At 65.7% G+C, this 9,172-nt stretch carries 11 protein-coding genes; 1 reads left to right on the forward strand and 10 read right to left on the reverse strand.

Annotation, left to right across the window (positions count from 1 at the left end):
• Positions 1–47 precede the first annotated feature (47 nt).
• Positions 48–377: a non-heme iron oxygenase ferredoxin subunit gene (locus PHE40_RS07800; RefSeq protein ID WP_299960420.1), complete on the reverse strand. Its 330-nt coding sequence runs from the start codon at positions 375–377 to the stop codon at positions 48–50.
• Positions 378–387: 10 nt separating this feature from the next.
• Complete coding sequence (locus tag PHE40_RS07805; RefSeq protein WP_299960423.1) at positions 388–1,269, reverse strand: LysR family transcriptional regulator; 882 nt, start codon at positions 1,267–1,269, stop codon at positions 388–390.
• A 137-nt stretch (positions 1,270–1,406) separates the two neighbouring features.
• On the opposite strand from PHE40_RS07805, the gene PHE40_RS07810 reads away from it, so the two are divergent.
• Positions 1,407–2,570, forward strand: a complete 1,164-nt coding sequence (locus PHE40_RS07810) for a TDT family transporter (RefSeq protein ID WP_299960426.1) — start codon at positions 1,407–1,409, stop codon at positions 2,568–2,570.
• 73 nt (positions 2,571–2,643) lie between these two features.
• On the opposite strand, the gene PHE40_RS07815 is transcribed toward PHE40_RS07810, so the two are convergent.
• The 8 genes from PHE40_RS07815 to PHE40_RS07850 form a co-directional block, all read right to left on the reverse strand.
• Positions 2,644–3,654, reverse strand: a complete 1,011-nt coding sequence (locus PHE40_RS07815; protein ID WP_299960429.1) for a zinc-binding alcohol dehydrogenase family protein — start codon at positions 3,652–3,654, stop codon at positions 2,644–2,646.
• Positions 3,655–3,691: 37 nt separating this feature from the next.
• Positions 3,692–4,402 carry a M48 family metallopeptidase gene (locus PHE40_RS07820; RefSeq protein ID WP_299960432.1) on the reverse strand — a complete coding sequence of 237 codons (711 nt, stop codon included), beginning with the start codon at positions 4,400–4,402 and terminating at the stop codon, positions 3,692–3,694.
• On the reverse strand, positions 4,399–4,848 hold the full coding sequence (locus PHE40_RS07825; RefSeq protein WP_299960435.1) for a YcgN family cysteine cluster protein: 450 nt from the start codon (positions 4,846–4,848) through the stop codon (positions 4,399–4,401). The genes PHE40_RS07820 and PHE40_RS07825 overlap by 4 nt, the downstream gene beginning before the upstream one ends.
• A 38-nt stretch (positions 4,849–4,886) precedes the next feature.
• On the reverse strand, positions 4,887–5,789 hold the full coding sequence (locus tag PHE40_RS07830) for a lysophospholipid acyltransferase family protein (protein ID WP_299960438.1): 903 nt from the start codon (positions 5,787–5,789) through the stop codon (positions 4,887–4,889).
• Positions 5,786–6,727 (reverse strand): tetraacyldisaccharide 4'-kinase, encoded by a 942-nt coding sequence (lpxK, locus tag PHE40_RS07835; protein WP_299960440.1) that lies wholly within the window; start codon positions 6,725–6,727, stop codon positions 5,786–5,788. The genes PHE40_RS07830 and lpxK overlap by 4 nt, the downstream gene beginning before the upstream one ends.
• Positions 6,724–7,953 carry a 3-deoxy-D-manno-octulosonic acid transferase gene (locus PHE40_RS07840; protein ID WP_299960442.1) on the reverse strand — a complete coding sequence of 410 codons (1,230 nt, stop codon included), beginning with the start codon at positions 7,951–7,953 and terminating at the stop codon, positions 6,724–6,726. The genes lpxK and PHE40_RS07840 overlap by 4 nt, the downstream gene beginning before the upstream one ends.
• Positions 7,950–8,612, reverse strand: coding sequence for a lysophospholipid acyltransferase family protein (locus PHE40_RS07845; protein WP_299960445.1), 663 nt, complete (start codon positions 8,610–8,612; stop codon positions 7,950–7,952). Before PHE40_RS07845 ends, PHE40_RS07840 begins: the two co-directional genes overlap by 4 nt.
• A 68-nt stretch (positions 8,613–8,680) precedes the next feature.
• Positions 8,681–9,172 (reverse strand): PadR family transcriptional regulator (locus PHE40_RS07850; protein WP_299960448.1); only part of this gene is annotated, 492 nt, incomplete at its 5' end.

Consider the following 9,172-nt stretch of genomic DNA (forward strand, 5'->3'; position numbering starts at 1 on the left):
GCTGAGCGAACCTCAAACGATCGCGCTCCGTGTTTGCCGCGTGCGGTTCAAGCCTCGATGTACAGCATGCCGCCGGCCTCGCTAATGGGGTAGGTTCTAAGGTCTCTGCTGCATGGTGTTGTCACCACCTCACCGGTGGTGACGTTGAAGCTGCCAAAATGCCAGCTGCATTCTATGATGCGACCGCTCAGAACGCCCTCTTCAGTGAGCGAGGCGCCTCCATGCGTGCATAAATCATCTGTCGCGTAGAATTGTCCCTCGACGTTATAAATCGCGATCGCCCGGCCATCTGGCAGCACCAGTTTTCGCATCTCACCAGGCCCCAGCGCGGAGCTTTTGAATGCAACAAATTTCGTCCTGGATGGTTTGCCGGCCATGCGCGGTGCCTCAGCCGGGGTGGATGAGGGCGCTGAAGGCCGCCCCGGCGCGGCTGGGCGTGCGCTGCTGGTGGCGCAGTAGATGAAACGCGCGCTCGGGCAGAGGGAAGTTCACCTGCCGCAGCAGCCCGGCTTCCAGGCTGGGGGCCGCGACGGAGGCGGAGAGCGCGGTGGCGCCCAGCCCGGCCTCCACCGCGCCGCGCACCGCCTCGTTGGAGGGCAGTTCAAGCGCGACGCGAAAATCAGCGATGTTCAACCCAAACCCCGCCACCGCATGCTCAAATTCCAAACGCGTGCCCGAGCCCTGCTCGCGCAGCACCCATTCGCTCTGGGTGAGCTGCGCGGGGGCCAGTTTTTCCGTGCCTGCCCAGGGGTGTTCCGGCCCTGTGACCAGAATCATGCTGTCGCGCGCCACTTGCAGGTTCAGCAGCACGGGAAACTCCACCGGCCCCTCAACCAGGCCAAGCTCGGCGGTGCCCTCCAGCACCGCCTGCGCCACCTGCATGGAATTGCCCACGGTCAGCGCGATTTCAATGCCCGGATAGGCGCGCCGGAACGAAACCAGATGCCGGGGCAGCCAGTAGCTGGCGATCGTGTGACTGGCCTGTAGGCTCAGCCGTCCGCGTGTGGTTCCGGCGAGGTCCTCCAGCAGCGCCTGCGCCGCCTCCGCCTGCGTGAGCACGGCCCGCGCGGCGCCCAGAAACTGTTCCCCCGCCTCAGTCAACGCGATGCCGCGCCCCACCCGGTGAAACAATTTGGTACCGTGCCTTGTCTCCAACGCCGCGATGGCGGCACTCACAGCTGATTGTCCAAGCCCCAGCGCGGCGGCGGCCTTGGTCATATGCGCGCGCTGCGCGACCGCGATAAAAATACGGAGTTGCTCAAGGGTCATGGTCACTCAATTCTTGAAACAGGCTTACCGGCGGGTAATGAAATTAACCAATTTATTTGAACGAAACAACAAAAACATTCGATTTTAGTAAATATATACTGCGCCGTATACTGAGGCCGAAATCAAAGGGATTTTCCATGTCGTTCACGTTGTCCAAGCCTTTTTCGTACCATGCGCATCCGCGCGAGATCATCCGGCAGTTTACGCCGAACTGGTTCACCGTGACCATGGGAACCGGCGTGGTGGCGCTGGCGCTCAACCTGTTCCCGCTGCAACTGCCATTCCTGCATCAGATCGCGGTAGGGCTTTGGCTAGTCAACATTCCGTTGTTCGTGCTTTGTACGGCGCTGTACTTGGCCCGCTGGATCTTTTTCACGCGCGATGCCATGCCGATTTTCACCCATTCGGTGATGCCGATGTTCCTGGGCGCCATCCCCATGGGGCTGGCGACGATCATCAACGGGTTTCTCGCCTTCGGCATTGCGTTGATCGGGGAGCGGGCGGTTGGCATCGCGCTCACGCTCTGGTGGATCGACGCGGCGCTGGCCATCGGGTTTGGCCTGCTCGTGCCGTTCCTCATGTTTACCCGCCAGACGCATAGTTTTGACTCGATGACGGCGATCTGGCTGCTGCCGATTGTGCCCGCGGAGGTGACCGCCGCCAGCGGCGGGCTGCTGCTGGCGCATCTGGCCACCCCCGCGGCCGCCGCGAATATGCTGTTTTTCTGTTATGCGCTCTGGGCATTTTCTGTGCCGCTGGCTTGCGGCGTGCTGGTGGTGCTGTTCCTGCGGCTGGTGCTGCACAAGTTGCCCAAGCGCGATATGGCGGTTTCTAGCTGGCTTGCCCTGGGGCCGCTTGGCACCGGCGCGCTGAGCCTGCTGGTGCTGGGGCATGATGCGCCGGGTGTTCTGGCCGGGCTTGGCATGGCCGATATCGGCGCCGTCGCGCATGGCATCGGCGTCATCGGCGGGCTGGTGTTTTGGGGCTATGGCGCTTGGTGGCTGTTCATGGCCGCGGGCATCACGCTCACCTATCTGGGCGAGGGGTTGCCCTTTAACATGGGCTGGTGGGGGTTCACCTTTCCGCTCGGCGTGTTCACCTTGGCCACGCTTAACCTGGGCGTGCAGACGGGGATGGCGTTTTTCACCATATTCGGCGCCATACTCGTCGTTGCACTGGCCGGATTTTGGTTGATGGTCTCGGTACGGACGCTGGCCGGAGGCTATCGAGGCTATTTGTTCATCTCGCCTTGCCTGGCCAGCCGCAACGCGCTTTCGCCCGAGACGGGGCTGAACAGCTGACCGCAATCAGCCGCCTGGCAAAATAGGCACAGAACCTTCGGCTATGTGCTGAAGGTTCTGTGCTTGCGTGTGATCAGAAACCTTCCAGCACGATCTTGCCACGAACCGAACCAGCTTCGATCGCACCATGAGCGCGCCTGAGGTTGGCCGCGTTGATCGTGCCGTAATTCTCCGTCATCGTGGTTTTTAGCGTGGCGCTGTCAACCAGATGCGCGATAGCCTCCAGCGTGAGGTGCTGCGCCGTGATCTGGGGCGGCTTCAGAATACCGCGCGCGAACATATACTCCGTATGCAGCGTGCCGGATTTTTTGAGCAGCGTTGAGATGTCAATCGCCGTGGCATCGGATTCGATGATCCCGATGGCACCTTCCGGGGCGAGCAGCTCGGTGAGTTTCTTGAAATGCTGGCGTTGATGCGTGACGCAGAAAATATGCTCAGGCGCGTTCAGGCTGAACTGCGAGAACTGAGTCGCCAGATCATGCTGGTGGTTGAGCACATGATGCGCGCCCAGCGCGCGGCACCAGTCCGCGGTCTCAGGGCGTGAGGCGGTAGCCACAACCGTGAAGCTGGTGAGTTGCGCGGCCAGCTGAATCGCCATGGAGCCGACGCCGCCAGCCCCGCCGACGATGAGCAGCGTGCCGCTGGTGCCCTGTGCGCGCGGGAGCCGGAAACGGTCGAACAGCATTTCCCAGGCGGTCAGGCTTGTCAGCGGGAGTGCCGCCGCCTGCGCAAAGCTGAGCGATTTCGGCTTGTGGCCGGCAATGCGGTCATCGACCAGATGATACTCCGCATTCGTGCCCGGCCGCGTGGGAACCCCGGCGTAATAGACTTCATCCCCCACGGCGAAATGCTGCACGTCAGGGCCGATCTCACGCACGATCCCGGCCGCATCGAACCCCAGCACGCGCGGCTCTCCCAAAGGCTCGCCAGAGAGGCGCAGCTTGGTGTCCACCGGATTGACCGAGACCGCCTTCACCTCGACCAAGAGGTCATGATGCCGGGGTACAGGCACGGGGAGGTCGAAATCTTCCAGAGAATCAGAGGCGGAAATGGGCCGGGAATGGGTAAATGCGACAGCTTTCACGAAGCGTGGCCTTTCTCGATTGGTGCGTAAGCTTAATCTATCCGCCGATCCTCAACAGCGCGGGGCCGTGCGTGCCCAGCCATGCGCTGGCGGCAATACGGTGCGCGGTCAGCTGTTCAGTCAACGTCCAGAACTGCCGCCCGTGATTCATGTGGCGCAGATGCGCGACCTCATGCCCGACGACGTAATCCTGCACAAAGGCGGGTGCGCAGATCAGCCGCCAGCAAAAGGCCAGCGTGCCATCTGGCGCGCAGGAGCCCCAGCGGGTGCGCGTGTCTTTCACCCGCACGCATCTGGGGGTGACCCCCGCTAGCCTCGCCTTCTCGGCGGCCAGCGCGGTCAGCCTCTGGCGCGCCAGGCGGCGCAGGCAATCAGCCACGCGGCGGCTTAAAAATTCCGCATCCCCGGTAACCAGGATTTCCCGCCCCTCGATCCAGGCGCCGCCATGTCCGGCGGCGACGGGGCGGATGACATGTTCCACCCCATCCACCGGCACCACCGCGCCGGGGACAAAGGGCAGGGCGCGCGGCAGGGCGGCCAGTTTTTCCGCCACCCAGGCCTCATGCGTCTGCAATAAGGCGAGGCCGGCGCGGCGCGAGGCGCGCGGCGGCAGGGTGATGACAATGCCGCCCTGCGCCGGGTCTATCCGCAGGGAGATTTTGGCCGCGCGCGCCGAGCGCCGGAACGCCACCTGAGCCAGCGCGCCCTGCACTGGAACCATCTCGGTGGTGAGTTCCGGGGCCTTCATCGCCGGACCCTGGGGAGTTTGCCTGGCCATTCGACGATATGGTGCTCCAGCGGCCCGGCGTCACGCTCGCTCAACACCCGCCCGGCCACGCCCGCGCCCGCCTCGGCTACACTTTCCGCCCGGCCGGTGATGAGCGGATGCCAGGGCGGCAGATCCTTGCCCTCGCCCAGCCGGCGGTAGGCGCAGCTGGGGGGCAGCCAATCAACAGTTTTAAGTTTCCGGGGAGTCAGCTGCACGCAATCGGGGATTTTGGTCCGCCGGTTGGCGTAGTCCGAGCAGCGGGAGGTCTTCAGGTCTAGCAGGCGGCAGGCGACATTGGTGAAGCTTATCTCATCGGTGTCCTCATCGCGCAATTTATGCAGGCAGCAGCGCCCGCAACCGTCGCAGAGGGATTCCCACTCCGCCTTGCTCATCTCCGCTAATGTTTTGGTGCGCCAGAAGGTCATGCGCGCATCTTACCGCGTGGCGGGGCAATTGGCACCGGCTATTTGTATAAGGCTTTCGGCCAGCGGCGGTGCAGCCAGAGCCAGGCGCCGGGTTTCTCGCGGATCCAGCGCTCCAGGATGTGGTTCATTTCAGCCGTCAGGGCGGCCACGTCGGCGTCTTTGTTGCCGGTATCAGGGATTGCCATGGGGGCGTCGCAGATAACCTGAAGGCGCGCCGGGCCGATGCGCACCACATGCACCGGCAGCACCGGGCATTTGAACTTGATCGCAAAGCTGGCCATGGCCGAGGCGGTCATCGCGGGAATACCAAACAGCGGCACGGAAATGCCGTTGTCGAGCTTCTGGTCCACCAGCATGCCCAAACGCCCGCCGCGCGCCAGATGCGCATAAGCCTGCCGGGCGCCGGCGCCGCCCTTGGGAAACATGATGACCTGGCGCCCAAAATTGGCCTCGCGCAGACGCAGGATGATATCGTCCACCAGCTTGTTGCTGGCCGCGCGGTACATGAAGCCGATATCCACCCCGCGCGAGAACGCCGCGGGGGGAATGATCTCCCAGTTGCCGATATGCCCGGTGAAAAAAATCGCCGGGCCGCCCTTGGCCAGTGCCGGTGCGACATGCTCCTCCCAGCCGGTGACGATATAGCCGGGGCCGGATTCTGTTTGGTGCAGCTCGCCGATGCGGGTGAGTTCCGCCACCGTCTGGCCGAGGTTTTCCCAGGTCTCGCCGATGATCTTGCGGCGCTGCGCGGCGTCCAGCGCGGGCATCGCCATGCGCAGGTTCTTATCGGCGATTTTCGAGACCGGAATGAGCGGGCCGAGCGCGCGTGCCACGCTACCCGCGATTCGGGCTGAGGTGGCGGGTGCCAGGTTCCGCAACAGGCCGAGTACGGCGCGCACCAGCAGGGCCTCGGCGCGGTGCGCCAGTTTTATATCGTTCATTTCAACAGGGCCTCCAGCGCGTCGGGGTTTTCCCAGCGCAGCCGCACGCTCACCATCAGGCTTGCCGCGCGCAGCCGGGGCGGCAGTTTCACGTAATCTTTCGCGGTTGTCACCAGTGTTGCCCCAAGCTCCGATGCCTCATTCAGCAGCCGCGCCGAATCGAGGGCGGTGTAGACATGATGATCAGGGAAGGCGTGGGTGGCCGCAATATCCGCGCCCAGCGAGAGCACCGAGCGGAAGAATTTCTCCGGCCGGCCGATCCCGGCGTAGGGGATCACGCGGCGGCGGCCAAGGTTTTGCGCGCAATCGGGTATCAGCGCGGCACGCAGCACCGGCAGGCCGGGCGGCAACGCCGCCAGGGCCCCGGTTTCATCCGTGCCGATGAGCACCGCCGCCTGGCAGCGCGCGGCGGCGCGGGCCACCGGCTCGCGCAGGGGGCCCGCGGGCAGCAACATGCCGTTGCCAAAGCCGTAACCCCCGTCGATCACCAATACGGAGAGCGTTTTCATCAGCGAAGGGTTTTGCAGCCCGTCGTCCATCACCACCACGGCGGCGCCCTCGGCCAGCGCTAGTTTGGCCCCGGCGGCGCGGTCGCGCGATACGATCGTGGGAGCGGCGGCGGCAAGCAGCAACGCCTCGTCTCCCACGTCGGCGGCGGTATGGATGGAGGGATCTACCAGGACCGGCCCAGCCAGCCGCCCTCCGTAGCCGCGCGTGAGCACGAAGGCGGGGCCTTTCAGCCGGGCGAGGAAATCCAGCACCACCGTGGTTTTGCCCGCCCCGCCCGCCCCGGCATTGCCGACGCAGATGATCCTGATGCCTGGGTTGAATCCGGTTTTGGCGACTCGCCGGGCGGTGAGCATGGCGGTGAGCGCGCCAAGCGGGCTGAGAGCGTGGGCCAGAATGCCGCGTTTAGCCCAGAAGGCGGGCGTTTTCATGGCATGGCGGCCAGGATCAACCCGGCCAGCCGGGCCGGCAAGTTCTCCTCCATGCTAAGCGCCGCCTGCGCGGCGGCTCCGGCAGCCTGCGCGGCGGCGGGGTCGTCCAGCCAGTTCCGCGCGGCGGCGGCAAGGCCCAGGGCATCCGCCACCTCAACCAATGCGCCCGCATCGCGCAGCCGGGCGGCGGCCTCGATAAAATTTTCATTGTGCGGCCCGGTGATGACCGGGCGGGCCAGCAACGCGGGTTCGATGACGTTGTGCCCGCCAAAACCCGCCAGCGAATTGCCGATGAAGGCGAAGGGCGCGGCGCGGAAGAACAGCCCGAGTTCGCCCAGCGTGTCGGCTACATAAATTTTGCCCGGCCATGGGGCCTCGCGCAGGCTGCGGCGTGGCGCGGCGGCCAGGGCGGCCACTTCCGCGCCACGCTCGGGGTGGCGCGGGGCAATGATGGTGACCAAATCCGGATGGGCTTCCCGCAGCGCTTCATGCGCTTGCAGGATGACAATCTCCTCGCCGGGATGCGTGCTGGCGGCAAGCCACAGCGGGCCGGGGATCTCGAGGTGAAGCGCGGCCAAGGCGGCGGCATCCACTGGAAGTTTGGGGGCAAAGAACTTCAGATTGCCCCATTCCAGCACATTGCCCACACCAAGGACGCGCAGATTGGCGGCATCGCCCGGCGATTGCGCGTGAACGGCGCGAAACCCGCCGAGCAGGCGCATGGCCAGTGGCGGTAGCCACCGCCACCGGGCGGCCGAACGGGCGGAGATGCGTGCGTTGATGAGCAGGCGCGGGATGCCCCGGGCATCGCAGGCGGTGAGCATGCTTGGCCAGAGTTCACTCTCCACGAATACCGCCGCCTCCGGCCGCCAATGCTCTAGAAAGCGCGCCACCCAAACGGGATGATCCAGCGGCACGAACTGGTGGCGGGCAAAGCCGGGCAGGCGCCCGGCCGCCAGCCGGGCTGAGGTGAGGGTGCCGGTGGTGAGCAGAACCTGCGCGCGCCCGGCCAGCGCGTGGATCACCGGCAGGACTGACATAGTCTCCCCCACGCTGGCGGCGTGGAACCAGACGAGCCTGCCCTTGGGGCGGGGCAGGGAGGCAATGCCAAAACGCTCGTTCAGGCGCGCTTGGTCTTCCTTGCCCATGCTCACCCGGCGCGCAAGCATGCGCCGCAGCGCCGGAGCGGCGAGGCGCATGGCGGCGTTGTAGGCCGGCAGGATCACAGCAGCTCCGCCGCGCGGGCCATCACGGCGTTAAGCGCGCTGGCAATGGCGGGAACACCGGCCTGCCAGTCCTCGCGTGAGACGCTGACCGGCGCTCCGCAGACCAGGGCGCCACGGCCAAAGGGCAGGGGCAGGCGCATCTTGTCCCAGGAGTCCAGGGTTTTTGCGCGCGAGGTGACAGCGCCGCAGGGCAGGATTTGCACGCCGCTGAGACCGGCGAGCTGAGCGGCGCCTGGTGCCGCGGTACGGCGCGGGCCGCGCGGGCCGTCAGGCGTGAGGCCGACATGCATGCCATTGTCCAGGGCCTTGAGCAGCCCGCGCAACCCCGCAGCCCCCCCGCGCGAGGAGGAGCCAGAGACCAGGGCGATGCCCATATGCTGCACCGCCCGGCCGATGAGCTGGCCATCACGGTGCTGGCTGGCCAGCACCACGGCCGGGCGGCTCATGCCCAGGCGTTTGGCGCGCAGCCAAAAAATGGGCATCGCGGGCAGACATTCATGCCAGAATACCACAATAAGGGGTGTGTCTCCGGCCATCAGCCGCAGGTTTGCCTCACCCTCCACCCGCCAGCGCAGCGTGCGCGCGGCAAGGGTAAGGTAGCGCGCGGCGGCCCAGGCAATGAACGCCTGGGCAGGGGCGGATTGATAGAACTTCTTCACATTCGCGGCGGTAGCATTAAGCGGCGGCAACGCCAACCGGGGCGGCCTGGCGGGCTGCCCCAGGCGCTTTACAGATCCTCGATCTGGCGGGCCGTGCTGTCCAGCAGGTCGGCGATCCTGCGGATCGTGCCGCTGGCCCGGTCAGTGTTTTCCAGCTTCAGCCGCAGCGCGGTGCGGAGGTTTTCCATCGCCCTTATCACCGGCGGCGCCATCTCGCGCGGTTGCGCCGCCGCGATGCGCGCCAGCAGCGAGTCCACGGCCGGTTGCGCCTCGGTGAGGCTGGTTTTGCCCTCCGGGGTGATGGAGAACAGCTTCCGGCTGCCTTCGGCGGCGCTCGCCACCTGGCCAAGCTCGTCGAGCATCATCAGTGTCGGGTAGATCACCCCGGGGCTCGGCGCATAGGCGCCGCCGGAGAGATCCTCGATCGCCTTGATGATCTCATAGCCATGCCGGGGCTTCTCGTTGATGAGATGCAGCACCAGCAGGCGCAGGTCGCCATGTTCGAGCAACCGGGCCATCCGCCCGCCGCGCCCGTGCCGCGGGCCGTGCATCCCGCCGCC

Source organism: Acidocella sp., from assembly GCF_028687955.1.
Taxonomy (GTDB): Bacteria; Pseudomonadota; Alphaproteobacteria; order Acetobacterales; family Acetobacteraceae; genus Acidocella.

Bases quoted from the DNA above. Each gene is read 5' to 3' on its own strand.
- PHE40_RS07810 (WP_299960426.1), top strand. From the start codon at position 1,407: ATGTCGTTCACGTTGTCCAAGCCTTTTTCGTACCATGCGCATCCGCGC.
- PHE40_RS07800 (WP_299960420.1), bottom strand. From the start codon at position 377: ATGGCCGGCAAACCATCCAGGACGAAATTTGTTGCATTCAAAAGCTCC.
- PHE40_RS07820 (WP_299960432.1), bottom strand. From the start codon at position 4,402: ATGAAGGCCCCGGAACTCACCACCGAGATGGTTCCAGTGCAGGGCGCG.
- PHE40_RS07825 (WP_299960435.1), bottom strand. From the start codon at position 4,848: ATGACCTTCTGGCGCACCAAAACATTAGCGGAGATGAGCAAGGCGGAG.
- PHE40_RS07830 (WP_299960438.1), bottom strand. From the start codon at position 5,789: ATGAACGATATAAAACTGGCGCACCGCGCCGAGGCCCTGCTGGTGCGC.
- lpxK (WP_299960440.1), bottom strand. From the start codon at position 6,727: ATGAAAACGCCCGCCTTCTGGGCTAAACGCGGCATTCTGGCCCACGCT.
- PHE40_RS07805 (WP_299960423.1), bottom strand. From the start codon at position 1,269: ATGACCCTTGAGCAACTCCGTATTTTTATCGCGGTCGCGCAGCGCGCG.